The organism is Colwellia sp. Bg11-12, assembly GCF_014076955.1.
Taxonomy (GTDB): domain Bacteria; phylum Pseudomonadota; class Gammaproteobacteria; order Enterobacterales; family Alteromonadaceae; genus Colwellia_A.
The window spans coordinates 67,246-88,892 of the sequence record NZ_JACGUZ010000079.1 but is presented as its reverse complement, the minus strand read 5'-3'; the positions used below and the strand labels follow the sequence as shown (position 1 = coordinate 88,892).

The window sequence follows — 21,647 nt, the reverse complement described above, 5'->3', positions numbered from 1 at the left end:
ACAGATAATATAAATCGCTGAAGTGTAAGCACTCTTGAGTTAAGTAGTCGTGTGATCACATAGAATTGGCCGTGTTTATTTATCTTGTAGAAAAGCTAAACATTGCGCGTTGTTGCCACGAAAAATGACTCTTTCGGCTTTTAATCCTAACTGGTATTGATACATGGGATCATAATATTCGCTGAGTAACGGTTTTAACCAATCTAGATGATAGTGCTGTAAGCCCTTTTCCTGCTGAGATAAAGCTTTAGTCTGCAATGCTTTTAATTGACTATAGCGCTCTGTGCCCAAACGTTTACGAACTTTGAATAACCCATGCTCTAAATACTCACCAAAAGCGATAAAACCTTGTTCAACGCCATAACTGGCTTGATATTGGTTAGTCATTTTTATGATATATTCTTGATATATTTGCTCAAGCCGATACTCTAAGCTTTCTTCAATGACAACGATTGGCGCTAATGTCATTGCTTGTCTTAGACTTTCAGGTAAGTGCACACTGCCAATTAACCTGCCTTCATCTTCTAATATCAATCTTTTATCTAAAGAAAAGTCACCGTTGATATAGAGTTCAGCTAATTTATTTTCAAAATTTATTTGACCTGATTGTGGCGTAACAAAACCACCAAAGCTTGAGCCTCGGTGCCCTGCCGCACCTTCTAAATCTAAACTGTTAGCACAGTGGGCCAGAAAAGGCGTTTTTCCACTACCGGTATTACCCGCTAATATGGTTAAAGGATGCAAAGCAAGCTGTTCTAATTCATTCAATAAAAACTGACGAAGTGCTTTATAACCGCCTACAAGGAGTGGATAGTTAATGCCTGATTCTTTTAACCAGCGCTGCACTGTTTGTGAACGTAAACCACCACGAAAACAATACAAATAACCTTGTGGATTTTCTTGCACATAACGTTGCCATTGCGCTAAACGACTCGCTTTACTTTGCCCAGATACAAGTGCATTTCCTAACGTTATCGCCGCCGCTTGGCCCTTTTGTTTATAACAAAGCCCTACATCTGCTCGTTCATCATTGTTCATTAACGGATAGTTGGTTGATTGACTAAAACTGCCCTTTTCAAATTCAATCGGCGCGCGTACATCCATTAAAGGAATTTTATTGCGGATTATAGCGCGAAAATCGCTGCTGTCAGCCCGCTCTACCATTAAGGTTTTTGTCGCCATTACAACAAACTTACCGTCGGTGAGGTTGCGGCAACAAGTTCACCGATCGGCTGTAAATTAAGGCCATTATCTTGACATAACGTTTCAAAAGCTTGTTTACCGGCTGGCTGAACAGCCACCAATAAACCGCCACTGGTTTGAGGATCACACAACAATGTTTTTTGTTTATCGCTTAGCGGCCCAACGTGCTCACCGTAACTGGTATAATTTCGGTCACAGCCACCAGGTATGCAACCTTGGTCGATGTAATCATTAACAAAGTCAATACATGGCACTTGTTCAAAATCGATAACCGCGGCAAGATCACTGCCTTGACACATTTCAAGAAGATGGCCTAATAGTGCAAAACCAGTAACATCTGTCATTGCGGTGACCGTCTCAAGGGTGGCAAATTTTTGTCCAATCACGTTTAAGCTTTTCATTTCATCTGGCGCGAGGTGCGCATGTTCAGGTAATAGCTTTCCTTGTTTTTCAGCGGTAGTCATAATGCCAATACCTAACGGCTTAGTTAGATATAAAAGATCGCCAACCCCTGCGGTATTATTACGCTTAATATGCGCATTATTAATCAGGCCTGTTACCGCTAAACCAAAAATAGGCTCTGGTGCATCAATAGAATGCCCTCCTGCTAACGGAATACCTGCTTCGGCACAGACAGCTCTAGCACCATCAAGTACTAGTTGAGCAATTTCAGGCGCTAAAATATTTACCGGCCAGCCTAAAATAGCTATCGCCATAATGGGTTTACCGCCCATAGCGTAAATATCACTAATGGCGTTACAAGCGGCAATTTTTCCAAAGTCAGTAGGGTCATCAACAATCGGCATAAAAAAATCAGTCGTTGATATTACCGCTTGGTCATTACCAATATCAAACACAGCAGCATCATCTTTGGTGCTATTGCCAACTAAAAGTGCCTTGTGATCGGGTAATACCAGTGAAGATTTAAGCATTACGTCTAGTACTGATGGGGATATTTTACAGCCACAGCCTGCGCCGTGTGAGTATTGAGTCAAGCGAATTGGGGTCATAGTTGTTCGTATAAAGTGAAAGCAATAACCTAATTTACAGTAATATCTTGGCTGTTACACCCTTCGATTAAGATATAACTGCTGATGTAGGCATAAACCATGAAATTAAGGCGCTTATTTGTCTTAAAGCTCTATTTTCAATTGAAGTTGATACGTAGATGAAGGAGTTGACTGACGAGGAAGGGTAATAAATCAAAAACCTGATTTACTAAACCAGTTAAGTTTAGCAAATCAGGATACGATTAAAGGTGATCTTATTTTCTGGCAACAATATGCACGGCACTTGTTGAACGTTCTAAAAAAGCGCCTTCACAATAAGCAAAATAGTATAACCATAAATGCTTGAAAGTCTCGTCATAGCCAAACTGAGTAAGGCTAGACCAAGACGCTAAAAAGTTTTCACGCCAGTGAGCTAATGTCTGCGCATAATCCAGACCAATGTCGTCTAGTTGCTCGACAACAAGGTTACTGTGTTTGGTTATATGGTCTGAAAGTACATTTACTGAAGGTAAAAAACCACCGGGGAAAATATAGCGTTGAATAAAATCTACGTTGTTTCGATAATAATCAAAGCGTTGATCAGCAATTGTGATTGACTGTATGAGTAGCTTACCACCCTCTTTCAATAAATCATTACACTGTTTAAAGAAGCTAGGTAAAAATTCATAGCCAACAGCTTCAATCATTTCTATTGAAACAACTTTATCAAATGACCCTTTCAAATCTCTATAGTCTTGCTTTAATAGTGTTATTTTATCATCTAGACCTAATTCTTTTATACGATCTTGTGCGTATTGAAATTGCGCATCAGAGATAGTCGTTGTGGTTACCTTACAGCCATAATTTTGTGCTGCAAAGATCGCTAACCCTCCCCAACCTGTGCCAATTTCTAACAAATGGTCACTTTCTTTTAGTGATAAACGCTGACAAATGGTCTCTAGTTTATGCAACTGTGCTTCATTTAAAGATGCGCCCTCATTGGGATAAATGGCAGAGGAGTACATCATTTCAGGGTCAAGAAAACGTGTATAAAGTTCATTTCCTAGATCGTAGTGCGCCAGTATATTTTTCTTAGAACCGAGTTGAGTATTTCTATTTTGCCAGTGAGTAAAAGTATTTTTTACTTTGTTCATCAACGACTTTTTCGATTCAAGGGTGTCTGTTTCTTGTTGTGCTTTGGCAAATATTCTAATCACGTTAGTCAGATTAGGGCTACTCCATTTTCCTTCAATGTAAGCTTCTGAGACGCCAATACTGCCGCCTTTAACAAAATCACGGTAAACACTAATATCATGGATCTGTATTTTCCCTTTGATTGATGTACTCTCAGGCGAGTCAGGAAAAACAATATGCTCTGACCCTTCAACAACTTCTAGTTGGCCATAAGATAATTTTGAAAATACAGAATGAACCAAGTCACGACAACGTTTATCTAACCATGTTGCTGACTTTATAGTTCTAACAGCTTCTATTTGTTCCATTTGATACTCCTAAATCTTATTTTTATAATCTTTATATTACTGTGGTTTTTGATAGCCAATAAAAGGGATCTTTTTCGCAAATAACCTTAATGCTTGCCAATAGATGCCTAAGACTATTTTTACTGTCATCACGGGGAGTTGGCACCATATGGCCAATAAACTCTTCTTCGTAAACGGTTTTTTCTTCATCACAAGACTAGCATCAAACAATTTATTTACTTCACCGGTCTCTTCATCAACTGTTTTATTCTCTATTTTCACCAGTAACTTGTCATGCACAGGTGATGGCGGCTTTATATGCCAAAAATAGGTCATCGCCATATCCATAAAAGGTGATACCTGAAACGCTTTTTTACTGGTGTTATCTGTTTTTTTATTCAGTAAATCAACTAAATAATAATGTCTTTCATTCCAAGGTGTGTTGCTAACTTCGGCGAGCATCTGGGTGCATACGTTATCTTGGTCATAACAAAAATAAAAATTAGCCGGGCTGAAATAAATGCCAAAACACCTGACTTGCACCAACATTACAATTCTTGTTACATCACTATAGCCAGACAATCCAACTACTTTTTGTTTTATACGCTCGCTAAGAGAAAACGGTTCACCCTTAACATAATCTTTTTCAACAAAACGTAATGGGTGAAACCATGAAAAACCAAATACCCCTACACTCTTTTGAATACTTTCAATGTCATCAAGGTCAATCGCGAGCATATATAAACCGTAATCAAAACTGTGCGCTTTAGGGCTAAAGCGACGATGAATGATATTACCTTGGTAAATATAGCTATTACTAAATAACGGGGACATTTTTAGCCTTCTGGTCGAGGTTCTATAAAACAATCAAATTTATTTGCTACCTCAACTGCACTTCTTACGCCGTCTTCATGAAAGCCGTTATGCCAATAAGCACCCGCAAAATGCGTATGATTCTTCCCACAAATAAGTGCTCTGTTTTTTTGCGCTTTAATTGAGTCTGCTGAAAAAATAGGATGATGATAGGTAAACTCAGCTAAAATTTCTTTAGGGTCAATATCTGCTTTTTGGTTTAATGTGACACAAAAAGTATGATCACTTTTTATTCCCTGTAAAATATTCATATTATAAGTAACGCTTGCTGCTTTAGAGCGGTCTTGACTGAGCTGGTAATTCCAACTTGCCCACGCTTTTTCACGATGAGGTAATAGTGTCTTATCTGTATGTAAAATAACGGAGTTGGCACTATAAGGCATAGCAGAAAGTATCGCGTTTTCATCATCAGTTGCGTCATTTAATAATGCAAGGGCTTCGTCTGAATGGCAGGCTAAAACCACTTCATCAAATGTTTCGCTAGGCTGTTCATTGAAGTGTAAATGTACTTTATCGTTACTGCGAGTTATACCTGAAATATTAGCATTTACTTTTATATTATTTTTAAAGGGCTCACACAAGGGAGCTAGATAACAACGAGATCCCTTTGGAATAACATACCATTGTGGTCTGTCTGCAATGTTGAGTAAGCCATGGTTATGAAAAAACTGTACAAAAAATTTAAACCCTACATCTTCCATCTGGGCTAAAGAACTCGACCAAATAGCAGCGGCCATTGGCAAAATATAATGCTCAGCGAAAAAAGCACTAAAATTATTTTCTGTTAAAAACTGTCCTAATGTAAGACCCTCACGATAATCATTTAGCCTATAGACGTTTTTGCAGAGTTTATTGAATCGTAAAATCTCTTTAACTAAAAACCAAAATCTTGGGTTAAATATATTTCTTCTTTGCGCAAACAAAGTATCTAAATTGTGTCCGTTATATTCTAGGCCTGTTTTGCAATTATGTACCGAAAAACTCATTTCTGTCGCTTGTTTACCAATGCCAATTTCTGATAATAAAGCTAAATAATTTGGATATGTTTTGTTATTAAAAACAATAAAACCGGTATCGATTGCAAATTTCTCTCCGTCTTTTACTATATCTACCGTTGCAGTATGGCCACCAATTTTTTCATTCTTTTCGAAGACGGTTACGTTATGTTTTTTTGATAATAAATAAGCAGAAGTTAAGCCTGAAATACCCGAGCCAATAATAGCAATATGTTTCATGCTGTTATTTCCTTAAAATAATAGATTGCCATAGGGATGCGGGCAATATAGAGAATAATTTTAAAATAAGCGTTAACCTTTTTGGAAAATGTAAATATTTAGTCCGTCGGTTAACCCCTTGAAAAATCCGATTAGCGGCCTCGTCACTCGTCAGTAAGAATGGCATTTCAAAGTCATTTTTTTCAGTTAAAGGTGTTTTAATAAATCCTGGGTGCACCAATGTTACACCAATATTTTCACTGACAAGGTCGAGTCGTAAACTTTTTGCGAGATAATCCATACCAGCCTTTGAAGCTCCATAAGCTTCGCTTCTTGGAAAAGGTACAATGGTTGCGCTAGAGCTTACAAACACAACCTGACCTCCTTTATTGACGAGCGGTAGGAAACATTGTAAAAGTGCGCCTAATGATGAAAGGTTTGTTGAGATGATGTCACTAAAAAGTTTGCCGTCAAAATGTTTAGCATCATCAATGTAACGGCAATCACCCGCATTTAACAACAGGATATCAATATCTTTGATATCGACAGCTACAGACTCTATTTGAGCCGGTTTTGTCATATCAAAGACCAAGCGTTTCATGGCTTTACTACAAAGTTTATCTAATTTATTTTCGTCACGGCCACAAGCAATAACATGATCACCTTGTGCAACATATTTTTCATATAATGCAAGGCCAATACCTGAGGTAGCCCCTGTAATTAGAACAGTACGAGAAACCATTAGTTTGCTGCCTTATTTTTAATCAATTTTATTAGCTTACCTAAAACAGGTAATTGTTCATAAAGCATTGAGCCAAGGTCTAAGTAATCACGATGATAAATGACTTTATCTTCATACCCTTTTATATAAGAGCTCCCCGTAACGTTAATGACATTACCTTTATTTAATTTAGGGTGCTGATAAGACATTGTCCAATAAATAGCGGCTTGGTCTTCTTGGGCAATAACATTGGAAATGACAAAATCACATGAGACTAAGTTCTCATATAGGTCTTGAAAATATTGAAATAAATTATCAAAACCTTTTAACTCATGTATGGGATCAATAAAGGTAACTTCGCGATGGTAAATCGTCGCTAAAAGCTCTAAGTTATCGGTAGAAAGTGTTTGATAAATTTTAACAAAATTGCTTAGCCACAGTGGCATAGGGGTTGAGTTTTCTCGGGTAACATCGTATTTCATTTCTCTTACCATAATGGCATTAACTAATCATCAAACGTGATGATTAGTTAAAATTATAAGTAAATCAGTTGATTACACCTTATAAAAAGCGAGAGCTTTCAATCTTGCTTCTTTATGGTCAACAACTGGTGGCCAGTAAATATTTAGCTTATTTTTTTCAATAAGCGTATGTGGAAAGTGTATGTTTTTATCAGGAACACTTCCCAACTCTGGTAAATACTTACGAATGAAATGACCCTTTGGATCAAAGCGTTCACTTTGCCTTATTGGGTTAAAAATTCTGAAATATGGCTGTGCATCACAACCAGTACTTGCTGCCCATTGCCAACCGCCATTATTAGAGGCCAAATCGCCATCGATAAGCCGACTCATAAAGTACTTTTCACCGAGGCGCCAATCAATTAACAAATGTTTAGTCAAGAAGCTAGCAACAACCATACGCAGCCTGTTATGCATCCAGCCTGTTTGGTTGAGTTGTCTCATCGCCGCATCGACAAGCGGATATCCCGTTTTACCCTGGCACCAAGCGTCAAATAATGCATCATTATAATGCCAATCAATCGCTTGGTACTTTTCATTAAAGCATTGATGCTTGCAAAGCCTTTGTTCATGAAACATTAAATTTCTATAGAATTCACGCCATATAATTTCATTGAGCCATGAAAATTCTGCACTGTCTGAGGCGATTAATATATCAGGGTAAGCATTAATTAGACTCATTAAAACATATCTAGGGCTAATAACACCTGCCGCTAAATAAGGTGATAAACCCGATGTCCCTTTTACCGAAGGTATGTCCCTTTGGTCATGGTAATCAGATATTTTTTCAGCGAAAAATAAAGGAAGCACATGTTTTTCAACCTCATGAACTAATGGCCAATTAGCAGAAATACTGTCTGGCGATTGAACAGTTGGAGAGAAAGATGCTTGAGAGGTAGATTGAAGTTTGCCTAAATAATCAAAGCCATGTTGTTTAACATACGTTAACCAAGCACGTTTGAATGGTGTGAAAACCTTGTACATTTGGTGAGATAAATTGAGCACTTTACCTTTGGGAACAATAACATCAGCTTCAAATAATGTCAGTTTAATGCCTAAGTTAACAATTGCGTTATCACGTTGTTGCTCATTGAATTCAACTTCGCTGTTAGCAACAATTTCTTGAAAGCCTTCTTGCTCGCAAAGCGCACGTAAATAACTAATTTGCTCATCGAAAGTATCAACATTAACTAATTCTAGTTTAATATTAAATGGGGCAAGTTCTTCAACTAGTGCTGCAGCATGTCTTTTAATAAAGTCAATTTTAATAGCGGACCAATCATGTTGCAGCCATTGCGGTTCTGAGATAAAAAAAACCGCTTTAAGGGGCGCATTACAAATATTGTTCTTCAAAAAATATTGTAATGCTGGATTATCATGACTTCTAAGATCATTTCGAAACCAAAGTAACAAAGTCTATTCCTTTATGATTTACTAATAAGTATTAATATGAATATCGTAATCTTAACTCGTCAGGATAAGGAGACAAGTAAGACTGGTTGCTCAAATAGTCTTTAGGGAATTGTAATAAATAATGCTTAATCAAGGTTAAAGGGACAACGAGAGGAACGAGCCCAATACGATAAGCATCTATTTGGTTACACAGTTCTTGTCGTTGATTAGCTTTTAAATGCTTAGAAAAATAACCTTGCATGTGTGCAAGAGTATTCGCATGTTTCTTACGTGTTGCTTTTATTTTTAGTGCCGTCATCAAGCCTAAAATGTATTGTTCAGCCATTTCTTGAAGTGGCATATCAGCTCTTGCTAACAATTGCCCTAAACTTTTATAGGCAATTAAATCATGGCTCATTACAGTGTATTTATATTGGCTATGAAATGTGGTGAGCTTGTGCTTAGTTAACCCCGTAGCAACAAGATTTTTCCAATGCTTGTAAGCAAATACTCGCGCAACAAAGTTCTCTCTAAGCACCATATCATTTAATCGGCCATTCTCTTCACAAGGTAAGAGTGGGTTCTCTTCCATAATGACTTTGGCGAATGCACCTATACCATTAGAGGGTAACGCGTGACCTTCTGGGTTGTAGACTTTTACTCTTTCCATGCCGCAGCTTGGGCTTTTTGCACAAAAAATATAACCACTTAAATCTTTAGTCGCATTAGCGACTTTAAGCGCATAAAGTTTCAGTGCTTCGGTGACATCGCCACTTCCGTCTGGACGAGATACGTGAATAACATCATCTTTTTTTATTTGACGGATAGTAGGCCTAGGGATAGGTAATCCTATTGCAACTTCTGGGCAAAAAGCTTTGTAAGTTACATGGTTGCTAAACTCTTTAATACAAAAAGTTGAAGGTTTGTTACTTGCATCGAAACGCACCTTTTCACCAATCAAGCAGGCACTAATACCTATAAGTAAATCTTCTTTATCAACAGAATGAATCATATATTTCCCTAAAATCTTACAACATGCGCTTAGTTAATAGATAAAGGAACCTATTGGATTAAGCAATTTATTAATGCCCTGTGTAAAGTGCATTGAGTCATTTGCGACAGTATAACAAAGACAACCGCTGCTTGAAATTGGATTATGTAGATGTTGACCATCTAGCATAATAAAGTCACCTTTCACATATTCGCCTTCTTCATCGTGAAAAGAGCCTTCCAATAAAAGCGTTAACTCAAAACCTTTATGGGTATGCTGAGGAACAGATCCATTGGGTTCCATATGTAGTAGATTAGTATGAATTTCATTTTCATCAAGTTGAACGCGTCTTCTTGCCAACTTTCCTATATGTGCTGTTTTACCTAACATCATATTATTAAGTACGGAGGGTAATTCATAAGACTTATTTCTAAAATTTACAGTTTTCGTTTTAACCGCTTGCATAACATCAATATTATCAGATTCGGTTATCGCGTTTATCATGTCGTCAACGTTTATTGCAGACAATTCTTGAGTCGCTAAATCACCTTCAAACACAGTAGTGGGTGATTCATCAAAATTAAGTGTAGCGACTTGATCCGTTAATAATGAAATTTTTTGCTGGCAAACTGGGCACATACCAGCATGGATAGATATACCAGCTGATAATGATGCGGGTAAGTCGCCATTAACAAACGACTGTATTAACTCAAATTTAGGGTGATGTTTAATCATGATTTTCTCCTAACTGCACTTTGAGTTTGGCTAAGGCTAAACGCAAACGAGATTTTATAGTACCTAAGGGTAGATTTAAATGGTTGGCAAGTTGCTCTTGCGACATTTCCATAAAATAGAAACCTTTAACAACTTGTTGTTGAGCTTCAGGTAATTGTTCAATTACTGACAAAAGCTCTTTGTTTTCTAGATGATCGTCAAATGATTCATCTTCACTTACTTGGCTTTCAGCAAGGGGCCAAATGTCGTCACTGAGGTTATCTTCCTTGTTACCTTTGATTTTACGTAGCATATCAAACGTAACGTTTCGCATTACCGTATAGACCCAAGTAGTCGCAGCCCCTTTGTCTTTATCAAAGAGATGTGCTTTTCGCCAAACATTACTCATGGTTTCTTGAACCACTTCGCTAGCTTGGGCTTCATTAGGAAACTTGTTACGAGCAATTCGCTGAATTTTAGGTGCGAAAAACTGAAACAGGTCGGTGAATGCTTTTTTATCTCTTGCGCTTGCAACGTCGTTAAGCCACTGACATAGCTGAGGATGATTTATTTTATCTGTCATGTTACTAGATTTAACATTTGTCACTGAGCTTAGCAAGTTAGTTTGTATCACTTCCATCACCGTTTTTTATTATGTATAAAGCTTTATACGCATAAAATTTGAGAAAGATCACTTGTGTAAAAATTTATTTATTGATTAATAACAGATTGAACCAACTCTTTTGCTGCCTGAAAATTATGTTCAACGATAAAGGTCGTTTTAACATCAATATTAATAGGTAAAAGTTCTAACCACCGGGCTATCACCCAACTTGGTCTATCAATAGCTTTGTGAGGATATAATTCACTTAAACTGGGATTGTTATCAAAAACATCAGCTAATGACGTTGAAAGTTCTACAATACTGCTATCTATATCAGTTTGTGACCAATGATTTATTTCCTTAATATCCCCGAAGTATAAATTATCACTGTCTGTGTCAATAACACTAAGTTCTACTAACGCTTTGCATTTAACATCAACCTCTAATATGCCATCTTGACCTTGATCAAAGTTAATAATTTCGACCCAACTGCCCCATAAAGAATTAGATAATGAATTTTTCGCATTCTTTGACCAGATGACGAAACCACTCCCTTGAGAGGCAATGCTTATCATTTTTAAGTAACGAGGTTCAAATATCCTCAGTTTTGTCACACCTTCTGGTAAAAGGAATATTGGCAAAGGGAAAATGGGTAAGCTTATGTTGTTAGTTTTCATATGTTCATTACTTCTATAATAATATTAATATATACGTAAATTGATAAACGAACGATCACAACGATATAAAAAAAGCCCCCTGGTGGGGGCATAAAAATATGCATGCAAATAGACCATGCATTAAAGGTAAATGTTTAATCTTTATTCAAGGATAACCGTGTCGATAACATGAATAACACCATTTGTGGTATATATATCAGAGATAACAACCGTTGCACCACCAATCATTAACATACCGGATTCTTCATCGACACTTACCCCAATATTCGTTCCAGACAATGTTGCTAAAGTTTTACCATTGGCTGCATAAGCATCTAACGAACTAAGTGCGACTTCCCCTACTACGTGAGTGAGTAAAACATTAGTTAAAGCAGTTGTATCAGCAAGAAGCACATTTAAAACCGTACTGTCAATCTTGTCGAATGCGGCATTTGTGGGTGCAAATACAGTAAATGTCTTCGTTTCATCAGCAAGAGTATCGACTAAATTTGCTGCGGTAAGTGCTGTCACTAAAGTAGAAAATGTAGCAGGGTCAGCCAGCGCAACATCTACAATAGAATTTGTAGGTGTACCCGACTCTGTTGGTGGCATAATAACGTTGTCAATCACATGAATAATACCATTGTCAGCCATAACATCTGCTGTACTCACCTTGGCGCCGTTAACAAACAGTGTTGAATTAGAGAATGATAATGAGATTTTGTCTCCATTAGCTGCGACTGCCATATTTGATGAAGATTGAGCTAAAGTAATTGCGCCATCGGCTAAAACCTTGCCTGGTAGTACGTGGTACAGCAAAATGTCAGTCAATTGTGCGGTAGTTAAACTTTCAAGTGTACCTGCAGGTAATTTTGCAAATGCGGCATCAGATGGCGCAAAAACAGTGTAATCAGTGTCTAAATCAGCTAAAACTGTATCTAAATTAGTTGCTTGCAATGCAGTAACTAAAGTAGTAAAACTACCATTGGCGACTGCAACATCGACTAAACTCATTGCTGGTGCTGGTATTGCAACATCACCGACAATAACCGCATCGATCACATGAATAATACCGTTAGTTGTATAAATATCTTTAATAATGATATTTGCTCCACCAAACGTTAGCATGTCTGTACTTGAATTTATAATTAATGGTATTTCAGCCGTTGAAGCTGTTGAGATCATTGCACCATTAAGAGAATAAGCTGTAATAGAGTCTACTGCTATTTCAGGCACAACATGTTGAAGTAATATATTCGTTAACACGTCAGTATTATCAAGCAACGTACTGATCGTTTCTTCACCGATAAGTGCAAAGGCTGCGTCTGTAGGGGCAAAAACGGTAAACGTTGCACTTTCATCAGCTAATACAGCGTCTAACTCTGTCGCTTGTAAAGCCGCAACTAAAGTCGTGAAATTACCATTAGCAATGGCCGTTTCAACAATATTAGCTGTTGGTTCAACAATGTCTGCAGGCGGCATTAAAACCGCATCTATCACATGAATAATACCATTGTCAGTTTGAATGTTTGTCGTAATGACTGTTGCCGTATTAACAAGTAAATTATCACCTGATAAAGAAAGTCCAACAGAGTCACCATTGACCATAGTAACCGTTGTACCTGCCAGACCAATGGCTGTAGCAGCGTCTACTTCACCACTAATAACATGATAAGTGAGAATGTCACTTAATCTGTCCGTGTCGGCTAATAAACCATAAATCGTGTTTTGACCGAGTAATGCAAAAGCATTGTCTGTAGGCGCAAAGACAGTAAAAGAAGCGTTAGGATCAGATAAAACACTGTCTAAACCAGTTGCCTGAAGTGTCTCAACTAATGTGGTAAAATTACCGTTGCTAATAGCAGCGTCTACAATAGTTACCTTGGGCTCAGGTAAATCGGGAGTTGCATTAGTATCTTTATCATTACAGGCTTGCAAAAAAACTAGACTTATAATGGTTACACTTAACATTTTAAAATATTTCACTGGGCTTCCCTTATATGTTTGTTGAATTAATTACTATTGAACTTACGAGAGAAAAAACCCTGAGGATCATAAAATGTTTATAAAAAAAACATAAATTTTTTGTTGATCTAAATCACAAAGCCACACGTATTAATGTGGTTGTTCAAACAATTAGGATTTACTTATGAATTACCTTATTACCGGTGGTACAGGCCTTATTGGTCAAGCATTGATTAAATCTATAGATTTTAAAGGCAACACAGTCACTGTGTTGACTAGAAATATAGAAACCGCTTCTTTACGATTAACAAGTGACGTTAACTTTATTGACGAACTGTTACTTTCAGATATAGAACACAGCGATATTGTTATTAACCTTGCAGGTGAACCAATTGCGGATAAACGTTGGACAAGAGAACAAAAAAATAAAATTTGTGAGAGCAGGTGGAATATTACGGCGCAGATAACTCATTTAATTTCTATCGCGCAAAAGCCGCCCCATGTGCTCATTTCAGGTAGTGCTATTGGCATTTATGGGCGACAAAACAATAACCCGATTGATGAGAACTTTTCTGATTTCCATCAAGAGTTTACTCACGATGTATGTGCGAAATGGGAAAAGAATGCACTAGCTGCTATCTCTACTGAGACTCGAGTTGCCATACTACGCACGGGCATCGTTTTAGATAGGGAGTCAGGTGCGCTAGCTAAAATGATATTGCCTTTTAAATTAGGCGTTGGTGGCAAAATTAGTCACGGTGGTCAATTCATGTCTTGGATTCATTTAGAGGATATGGTTTCGGCAATTATACATATTATCGGCAATGATGACTTATCAGGACCTATCAATATGACCTCACCTAACGCAGTAAGCAATAAGACGTTTTCACAAGCTTTAGCTAAATCACTGCATCGTCCTTGCTTTTTGATGACACCGGCTCCACTACTTAAACTTATATTTGGTGAAATGGCAGAGCTGTTACTATTTGGACAAAATGTTGTTCCACAAAAGCTATTGAATAACGGTTTTACTTTCAAGCATAATGATATTGAATCTGCTTTGACTGATTTGTTAAAGTAATTTAGGCCGATGGGCAGCTTTGGTTTATTGTTTCCTTATCAAAAAACAAAGTTACTTCAGCAACTTTAATACCGAACTTAGACATAGACGTTTTGTTCATGACTCTATTTTCGTCAAGTTGGTACATCCAATCGTCCATGGTAACTTGTGTGATGTCACCATCTATATTTAATGATAATTCATATTGAAATTGAAAAGCGAACCCTTGATGTTTACCTATAGCCGTACCGACAACATCTTCTGCTGTACCGGTATAGCTTCCGTCGGCTAATTTGGTTAGTTGCCAATTTCGATAGCTAATTTCACCATCATTAAAGTAAAATTTTTCAGCTAATACGCCTTTTTCATCTTTCCAAGTGCCATTGATTTCAACACAAAATCGTCTTTTCACTTTATTGGAATAATCTTGTATCATGCCCCAAGCAATAACTTGACGGTCAAAGTAAGTTTTTATATCGAATGGCTTATCTACAGTTTTATAGTCATTTAAAACAACAGAACAGCTAGAAATAAGAAAGCAGGTTGTCATAAAAACTAAAGATTTTATCAATTTATTTATCATTTTTAATTCCTAATAATTCAAGCCGTAGCTTGGGTTCACTGGTTTTTTCTGATAACCATATATCCAGAAAAAGTTGACTGAATTCTGGTTGGTTAATTTCACCAATAAGATTATTGTTAAAATAAAAGACACTTTTGTTATTGTTAACATACAACGACAAACTATCTCCTTCTTCAATATCTGGCCATATTTTGAGGAGTATAGGTAAATAAACCGCATATAATTCTGGTTCAACACCCAGATGTTGCCATTGCTCAACAGTACGATTGACCAAGTCTTTGCTTGAAATACCGGTAAGGTAATTGATTTGATAAAGAAGCTTATCCCTATCTGTTTGAATAGGATAAGTACCCGTTGTGGTCAATAATTTACTTTTATAAAGATCCCAAAATAAAATAGAAAATGTGGTTTCTCCAATGGGTATATAAGATTGTTCTTGTATAATATTATCTAATGTATTTAAAGGCTTAGCTATTGCTTGACCCAATATAAAGTTTTGTAAACTAAAGATAAATATTAAGTACACGTAAAGCTTAGGCATGACTCATCTCTCCTTTCATAATTTTACCTTTCAAATAATAAAACAAAATAAATAAACCACCCCACACCAGCGCTAAAACAACATAGGTGATAAACATTGAGTAAGCAAAATCAACCACCATAAACTTATAACCAGCAATGTAACTTAACGGTGAAATTAACCCTCCTACGACCAATTGCAACATTTTTGAAGACGCTAAAAAATTAAGGCTATGACAAATAGTGGCAGCAAAACTTGCCCAAAGCATCATTAACCAAAATGGAATATGAGAAGGTTCAAGAAAAATAAAAAGCGTTAGTTGCTGTAATAATGAATCAACACTGATACCAATTACACTGACCACCAGTATCAGGAACAATTCTTTGTAATTTTTTGATTGAAAAAAAAGGTGAGCAACCAGCAGTAAAAAGGCAATAGGGATAAAGTTATTACCCCAGTAAATCAAGCCAAACCAAGACACATTAAAACCAATTAAATTAATTAACATAAATCAAACCAACCACTTTATTTTGATATACGTATCATTAAGGCAATAAGATCTATTCATCACCTTTTTAAGCCTTATTTCTCAGATAAAATTGTTGGATAACTAAAGTGTAAACCTTCCTATCAATTTTTTCAGTGAATTCGACTCGCTATGTAAACCAACACATAACGCTTCCGACTCTTTCATATTTTCTCGCGTCTGATTAGCTGAGTCTGCGATCATCACTATATTTTGACTAATTTCTGAAGTGGCTAACGTTTGCTCTTTAGTCGCTGTTGCTACAAATGTATTCATTTGGGCTAGGTTCGCTATTTCTTGTGCAATATTATTTAATGTATCGCCGGTTTTCTTTAATCGCTCAGCGTTTTCTAACGTGTTTTTACTACCAAGCTCTATCGATGATACCGTAGCTGATGCTTTAGTATTCAAACTCTCAATCATTTCGTTAATTTGTTCTGTAGAATCAGCTGTTCTTTTGGCAAGGGTTCTTACTTCATCTGCTACCACAGCAAAACCTCTGCCTTGCTCACCGGCTCTTGCGGCTTCTATTGCGGCATTAAGTGCCAATAAGTTGGTTTGTTCTGAAATAGCTTTAATAACATCGAGTACATTAGATATCGATTTTATTTCAGCAGACAGCTCTAACACTGACTCGACTGATGAGACCATAGATACTTCGAGCTCTCCCATTTGTACAATGGTATTATTAACAAACTGTGCCCCGTCTTGCGACGTTTGTTCGGTCGTTATCGCGATATCAGATGCTCCATTGGCATTATTAGAGATATCTTGCACCGTCATTTCCATTTCCGTCACTGCAGCAGCAACTGTTTGTGTACTTGATGATTGTTGCTCTGCTAAGACCGTTGCACCTTTAACTTTTTCTTGAACATGTTCTGATAAATCTTGCACCTGAATGGCAGAAAAAGAAACTTGTTTGAACATTTCGTGAAGTTGTTCTAAAAACAAATTAAACTTTATCGCTAAATGGGCTATTTCGTTATTTTCATTGACCGGTAGTCGCGCGGTTAAATCGCCATCATTTTCTGTTAATGCCGTTACAGCTTTAGTGATCCCTTCAATGGGTTTAAAAATCTGACCCGCTAAAATCCGTACAAATGCAAAGCCGATTAAGGCAATGACTACGCCAACAATAATATTTTTATTTATTGCACTATTGATAGGCCCATACAATTGTTCTTCTGGTATTTCAGCCACTAAATGCCAATCAAGAGAGTTAAGAGGCGTGCTAGACATAACATGGTCTGTTCCGTTTATTTCAATATTATAAATAGCGCCATTCTTGATGGGGGAAAGTTCGATGCGTTGCCCTATCTTTGATTTTGTACCGTGAAGCATAATTGTTCCATTATCTGAAACTAAATAGACAACCCCTGATTTACCTATGCGATGATTTTTTACTAGGTTAGTCATAGAATCTAGTGAACGTCCGATACCAGCAACGGCGGTTCTTACACCATCGACCTCTACAGCATAGTTAATAAAAACAGCCGCTTGCTGTGAATTTTCATCTACATCTATGCTCAAGTCAAAAGGTTTATCAGACGCTAGGAACTCATAAAACCATTTATCTTCCTCCTGCTTAACTTGCCTAGTAATGCCTTCTTCGGTGTAATAATTTTTTGTTTTTTCTGAGACTATAAAAGCAGTTAACGCACGGTTAGCTTGTTTAATTGTCGCCAAATACTCAATAAAGGAGGGTCTATTAGATTCATCTTCGTTATTAATTAACCAATTTTTTACAAATGAATTTTGAGCGACTTCTTTAGAAACAATAATAGGGCGAGTGAGGGCCAGCTCAATCTCATTTTTTACTTCATTAAGCGCGGTAGGCAGATCAACCTCCGCAAGTTTCTCTGCTGTGTGTGATCGAATACTGCTAGAAAAAATAAACGTTGAAACCGCTAACGGTACTATGATGGCTAACACTAAACTTAAATACATTTTTTGCTTTAATAACATGAATACTCACCTTAGAAGTGATGTTGTTAAATGGAACTATTGCCCTAGAGAATATTATAGCTACAATGTTCTATATTGAAAGGTTAGGTAAATTGATCAATAGATAGATAAAAAATGATGTTAGCTAGTTGTTATTAAGATAAAAAATGGTCAGTCTCGACTATAGCCAAACATCATTTTTAGCGGTTAGGTCTCCCCCAGCATCACCTGTATTAACAACGCCTCGAGGTTCTATGAACATTATTTTACATTCCTCTTTTGCATAAGGCTTATGTTCAACCCCTTTAGGAACAACATACATTTCACCGGCTGAGAGCTCAACGTCTCCATCTCTAAACTCAATACTCATGGTGCCTTCGATAACAAGAAAAACTTCATCTGTTTTATGATGAACATGCCAGGTAAATTCATTTTTAATTTTAGCGAGTTTAAATTGATAATCATTCATTTCAGCAATAACTCTGGGTGACCAATATTCTGAAAATTGAGAAAATTTATTCTGTAAATTTATCGGGGTTTTAGACATGATGTTCCTCATAAATGTCACTCATACTCATAATAATAAGTTGTGTCAGTGAATTAAGATGTAAATTAAGTGCAACTCATACACCCGCTAGCGTTAACTCTATGGAGTTGTTAGCATTACCGCTAAGCGGTAATTTCACCCGCTAAGTATTGAATGGCTTTACCTGAAATATAAACTTTGTCACCTTTTATAAGACATATTAATTTTCCTCCTCGGGCAGAAGCTTGATAAGCGACGAGTTCTTTTTTGTTTAATTGCTCAGCCCAATAAGGTGCTAATCCTGTATGAATTGAGCCCGTAACAGGGTCTTCATCTCCGCCATTTGCTGGCCAAAAATATCGAGAAACAAAATCATATTTGCTTGATCTTGACGTTACCACAACATCATAAGGAGCAAGTTTTTTCAACTGCTCACTATATTGTTCAACGCTAAGTACATCTTCTTCTTTTTCATAAACAACAAAATATGCTTGGTCATTTAATAAAACGTTCACTGGTTTAATCGACAAACCATTCAGCAGCCCACTAGGGATTTCATCAACGACTGTAGGTTTTTTATTAGGGAAGCACATTTCGATAGCGCCGTTGTTATTTTGTGTCACCGATAAACTGCCCACCGCTTGTGCAAAAAAAGTAATTTTATTCACATCGTCATTATTAGCAAAAATAACAAATGAAGCGGCAAGTGTTGCATGCCCACAAAAGTCAATTTCTGTTATCGGTGAAAACCAACGTATTTGATACTCTTTATTATTAATTTTTTTTACAAATGCCGTTTCTGAAAGGTTATTTTCAAAGGCAATTGATTGCATAAGATCGCTTGCAAGCCAATTTTCCGTAATAATTACCGCGGCAGGATTACCTTTAAAAAGTTCATCAGTAAATGCATCTATGACATTAATTTTTAATTTCATTGAAAATAATACTCCTGAGTATTGCATGCTCTAATAGTTTTATTTAGATAAAGGCACAACAAAGAAAATCATCAGTCCTGCGCTCAATATATAATTTCGCTACTCGTTTATTAGTCATGCCTATTGGGTTGATCTGTATCAATGTTTTTCAACATAAATTAGTGTTATTCATTGAATGTAACTAGACTAAAAATCAGCCTGTTAGTAGATGATAATACACTATAAATTTTGTGTGATATTTCTACTAGAAAGACTTTATGAAGTCAAATAGCCTGATTTTATGATTGTTCACTCTTCCCTACAAACAATTAATGGCTGTGGCTATATTTTTTAATAATTGGAAGACAAATAACTAAGGATAAACAATGAAATATACGCTCTCAACTTTATTTATCATGATGCTATTAACGTTAGCTAGTTGTGATAAAGGTGCTGATTCCCCGCGAGGCTTTAGCTTGCCTAAAGGTAATATGGAAACAGGAAAAGCCGTCTTTTTAAAATTTGAATGTTTAGCTTGTCATACACTCAAAGGCGTTGAAGACCCAAACATTGTCAAACAGCTTGATATGTCAATTGTTCTTGGGGGCGAGAAAACTAAAATTGTTACTTATGCTGAATTAGTCACTTCAATCATTAATCCTTCTCATAAATTTTCGCCCCTTCATTTCGCTAAACAAAAAACACCTGAAGGTAAATCAAAGATGAAAGTTTTTAATGATGTTATGACTGTAAGTGAACTTATTGATTTAGTTTCATTTTTACAAAAAAATTACACCTTATCCCCTTATAAGCAAACCAAATATCAGTATTATCCTCAATAGTCATTACAGGAGTTAACATGAATATTAAATTCTTTGGCGCCACTCGAGAAGTCACAGGGTCTTGCTACTTGGTGCAAGTAAACAACAAAAACATACTGGTAGAATGTGGTATGTTTCAAGGCTCTCATGAACATGAAAAACACAATCACGATCCCTTCCCTTTTGAGGTAAGTGAGTTAGATGCCGTAATCGTTAGTCATGCCCATCTTGACCACACCGGTCGATTACCGCTACTTATCAAAGAAGGATTTCATGGCGCTATCTATACCCATAATGCGACCGTAGATTTATGTAAAATCATGTTAATCGACTCAGGCTACATTCACGAAAAAGAGGCACGGTGGGAAAATAAAAAACGCGAACGTAAAGGCTTAAGCTTAGTCGAACCTCTTTATACAACAGCAGAAGCCGAAACTACCTGCCAATATTTTAAAGGTCTTAGCTATGATAAAGCATTAGAGATATGTGAAGGCGCAGAACTAACCCTTAGGGATGCGGGTCATATTATTGGTTCTGCCATTCTTGAATTAACCCTTGTTGAAAATGGCATTAGCAAAAAGATAGTCTTTAGCGGTGATTTAGGCCATAAAAACGCTCCTATCTTACGTGATCCCTTTATCGTTAAACATGCTGATCTTGTCATTATGGAGAGTACTTATGGCGATAGATTACATCGCAAATGGGATGATACTTGGCAAGAAATGGGAGAAATCATTGCTAAGGCTAAAAGTAGCAAAGGGAATATACTCATTCCTGCTTTTACCGTAGGACGAACTCAAGAACTACTTTATGAATTTAAACAGCATTTCGACGAATGGCAGCTTGGTGACTGGCAAATTTTTCTTGATAGTCCTATGGGGATTAAAGCAACAACGGTTTACGCAAAACACCATGAGGTTTACGATGCACAAGCCGAAGATATTAAACAAAAAGATGAGGGATTATTCAACTTACCTAACTTACATATGTCAGAAAAAACTGAATACTCGATGAAAATCAACCAAATATCCTCAGGCGCAATTATTATAGCAGGTAGTGGTATGTGTACAGGAGGCAGGATTAAACACCATTTTAAACATAATATTTGGCGCGAAAGTACCCATGTGATTATTGTTGGCTTTCAAGCAAAAGGAACATTAGGACGATCGCTTGTTGATGGCTGTGAATACATTAAGTTATGGGGTGAAAAAGTACAGGTTAAAGCAACCATTCACACCATTGGAGGATTTTCTGCCCATGCTGACCAACAAGGCTTACTCGATTGGTATCAGGGTTTTGAAAATAAACCACCGGTAGTTCTCGTGCACGGAGAAGTTGAAGCTATGGATACATTTGCACAAAAATTAAAACATCAACACCAAGTCAATGTTACACAAGCAAGTTATAAGCAAAATATTATTATCTAAAG

Annotated in this window: 22 protein-coding genes; 3 read left to right on the top strand and 19 right to left on the bottom strand. The window is 36.8% G+C overall.

Annotated elements, in window-relative coordinates; all coding sequences use genetic code 11:
* Nucleotides 1–75: 75 nt before the first annotated feature.
* The 13 genes from mnmH to H4J39_RS16320 form a co-directional block, all read right to left on the bottom strand.
* Nucleotides 76–1,182, bottom strand: coding sequence for a tRNA 2-selenouridine(34) synthase MnmH (gene mnmH / locus H4J39_RS16380; protein ID WP_220462232.1), 1,107 nt, complete (start codon nt 1,180–1,182; stop codon nt 76–78).
* Nucleotides 1,182–2,213: a selenide, water dikinase SelD gene (gene selD / locus H4J39_RS16375; RefSeq protein ID WP_182229428.1), complete on the bottom strand. Its 1,032-nt coding sequence runs from the start codon at nt 2,211–2,213 to the stop codon at nt 1,182–1,184. The genes mnmH and selD overlap by 1 nt, the downstream gene beginning before the upstream one ends.
* Before the next feature lie 254 nt (nt 2,214–2,467).
* Entirely contained in the window at nt 2,468–3,694 is a 1,227-nt protein-coding gene (locus tag H4J39_RS16370; protein ID WP_182229427.1) for a cyclopropane-fatty-acyl-phospholipid synthase family protein, read from the bottom strand.
* 36 nt (nt 3,695–3,730) lie between these two features.
* The gene (locus tag H4J39_RS16365; RefSeq protein ID WP_182229426.1) at nt 3,731–4,507 is read right to left on the bottom strand and encodes a DUF1365 domain-containing protein; all 777 of its coding nucleotides are present in this window, start codon (nt 4,505–4,507) and stop codon (nt 3,731–3,733) included.
* Between the two features lie 2 nt (nt 4,508–4,509).
* Entirely contained in the window at nt 4,510–5,781 is a 1,272-nt protein-coding gene (locus H4J39_RS16360; protein WP_182229425.1) for an NAD(P)/FAD-dependent oxidoreductase, read from the bottom strand.
* Nucleotides 5,782–5,785: 4 nt separating this feature from the next.
* A complete protein-coding gene (locus tag H4J39_RS16355) occupies nt 5,786–6,502 on the bottom strand; it encodes an SDR family NAD(P)-dependent oxidoreductase (protein WP_182229424.1) in 717 nt (238 codons plus the stop codon).
* A complete protein-coding gene (locus H4J39_RS16350) occupies nt 6,502–6,963 on the bottom strand; it encodes a nuclear transport factor 2 family protein (protein WP_182229423.1) in 462 nt (153 codons plus the stop codon). Before H4J39_RS16350 ends, H4J39_RS16355 begins: the two co-directional genes overlap by 1 nt.
* A gap of 72 nt (nt 6,964–7,035) precedes the next feature.
* Nucleotides 7,036–8,415, bottom strand: a complete 1,380-nt coding sequence (gene phrB / locus H4J39_RS16345) for a deoxyribodipyrimidine photo-lyase (RefSeq protein WP_182229422.1) — start codon at nt 8,413–8,415, stop codon at nt 7,036–7,038.
* Nucleotides 8,416–8,446: 31 nt separating this feature from the next.
* Nucleotides 8,447–9,406 (bottom strand): DUF523 and DUF1722 domain-containing protein, encoded by a 960-nt coding sequence (locus H4J39_RS16340; RefSeq protein ID WP_182229421.1) that lies wholly within the window; start codon nt 9,404–9,406, stop codon nt 8,447–8,449.
* Nucleotides 9,407–9,439: 33 nt separating this feature from the next.
* Nucleotides 9,440–10,120, bottom strand: coding sequence for a ChrR family anti-sigma-E factor (locus H4J39_RS16335; RefSeq protein ID WP_182229420.1), 681 nt, complete (start codon nt 10,118–10,120; stop codon nt 9,440–9,442).
* Nucleotides 10,113–10,682, bottom strand: coding sequence for a sigma-70 family RNA polymerase sigma factor (locus H4J39_RS16330; RefSeq protein ID WP_259366683.1), 570 nt, complete (start codon nt 10,680–10,682; stop codon nt 10,113–10,115). The genes H4J39_RS16335 and H4J39_RS16330 overlap by 8 nt, the downstream gene beginning before the upstream one ends.
* Before the next feature lie 128 nt (nt 10,683–10,810).
* Nucleotides 10,811–11,380, bottom strand: coding sequence for an LON peptidase substrate-binding domain-containing protein (locus H4J39_RS16325; RefSeq protein ID WP_182229419.1), 570 nt, complete (start codon nt 11,378–11,380; stop codon nt 10,811–10,813).
* Nucleotides 11,381–11,521: 141 nt separating this feature from the next.
* Nucleotides 11,522–13,345 carry a fasciclin domain-containing protein gene (locus H4J39_RS16320; protein WP_310649768.1) on the bottom strand — a complete coding sequence of 608 codons (1,824 nt, stop codon included), beginning with the start codon at nt 13,343–13,345 and terminating at the stop codon, nt 11,522–11,524.
* A gap of 163 nt (nt 13,346–13,508) precedes the next feature.
* Between H4J39_RS16320 and H4J39_RS16315 the strand changes: the two genes are divergently transcribed.
* On the top strand, nt 13,509–14,405 hold the full coding sequence (locus H4J39_RS16315) for a TIGR01777 family oxidoreductase (RefSeq protein ID WP_182229418.1): 897 nt from the start codon (nt 13,509–13,511) through the stop codon (nt 14,403–14,405).
* 1 nt (nt 14,406) lies between these two features.
* On the opposite strand, the gene H4J39_RS16310 is transcribed toward H4J39_RS16315, so the two are convergent.
* From H4J39_RS16310 to H4J39_RS16285, 6 genes are all read right to left on the bottom strand, one after another.
* Nucleotides 14,407–14,967 (bottom strand): DUF3833 domain-containing protein, encoded by a 561-nt coding sequence (locus H4J39_RS16310; RefSeq protein WP_182229417.1) that lies wholly within the window; start codon nt 14,965–14,967, stop codon nt 14,407–14,409.
* Entirely contained in the window at nt 14,957–15,508 is a 552-nt protein-coding gene (locus tag H4J39_RS16305) for a chalcone isomerase family protein (RefSeq protein ID WP_182229416.1), read from the bottom strand. The genes H4J39_RS16310 and H4J39_RS16305 overlap by 11 nt, the downstream gene beginning before the upstream one ends.
* Nucleotides 15,501–15,995 carry a DUF2878 domain-containing protein gene (locus H4J39_RS16300; RefSeq protein WP_182229415.1) on the bottom strand — a complete coding sequence of 165 codons (495 nt, stop codon included), beginning with the start codon at nt 15,993–15,995 and terminating at the stop codon, nt 15,501–15,503. The genes H4J39_RS16305 and H4J39_RS16300 overlap by 8 nt, the downstream gene beginning before the upstream one ends.
* Before the next feature lie 102 nt (nt 15,996–16,097).
* Nucleotides 16,098–17,978, bottom strand: coding sequence for a methyl-accepting chemotaxis protein (locus H4J39_RS16295; protein ID WP_182229414.1), 1,881 nt, complete (start codon nt 17,976–17,978; stop codon nt 16,098–16,100).
* A gap of 160 nt (nt 17,979–18,138) precedes the next feature.
* Nucleotides 18,139–18,504, bottom strand: a complete 366-nt coding sequence (locus tag H4J39_RS16290) for a cupin domain-containing protein (protein ID WP_182229413.1) — start codon at nt 18,502–18,504, stop codon at nt 18,139–18,141.
* A 122-nt stretch (nt 18,505–18,626) separates the two neighbouring features.
* Complete coding sequence (locus H4J39_RS16285) at nt 18,627–19,418, bottom strand: PhzF family phenazine biosynthesis protein (RefSeq protein ID WP_182229412.1); 792 nt, start codon at nt 19,416–19,418, stop codon at nt 18,627–18,629.
* A gap of 365 nt (nt 19,419–19,783) precedes the next feature.
* Here H4J39_RS16285 and H4J39_RS16280 point away from each other — a divergent pair, with 365 nt between their 5' ends.
* Nucleotides 19,784–20,239, top strand: a complete 456-nt coding sequence (locus tag H4J39_RS16280; RefSeq protein ID WP_182229411.1) for a c-type cytochrome — start codon at nt 19,784–19,786, stop codon at nt 20,237–20,239.
* Nucleotides 20,240–20,256: 17 nt separating this feature from the next.
* Nucleotides 20,257–21,645 (top strand): MBL fold metallo-hydrolase RNA specificity domain-containing protein, encoded by a 1,389-nt coding sequence (locus H4J39_RS16275; RefSeq protein WP_182229410.1) that lies wholly within the window; start codon nt 20,257–20,259, stop codon nt 21,643–21,645.
* Nucleotides 21,646–21,647: the final 2 nt, after the last annotated feature.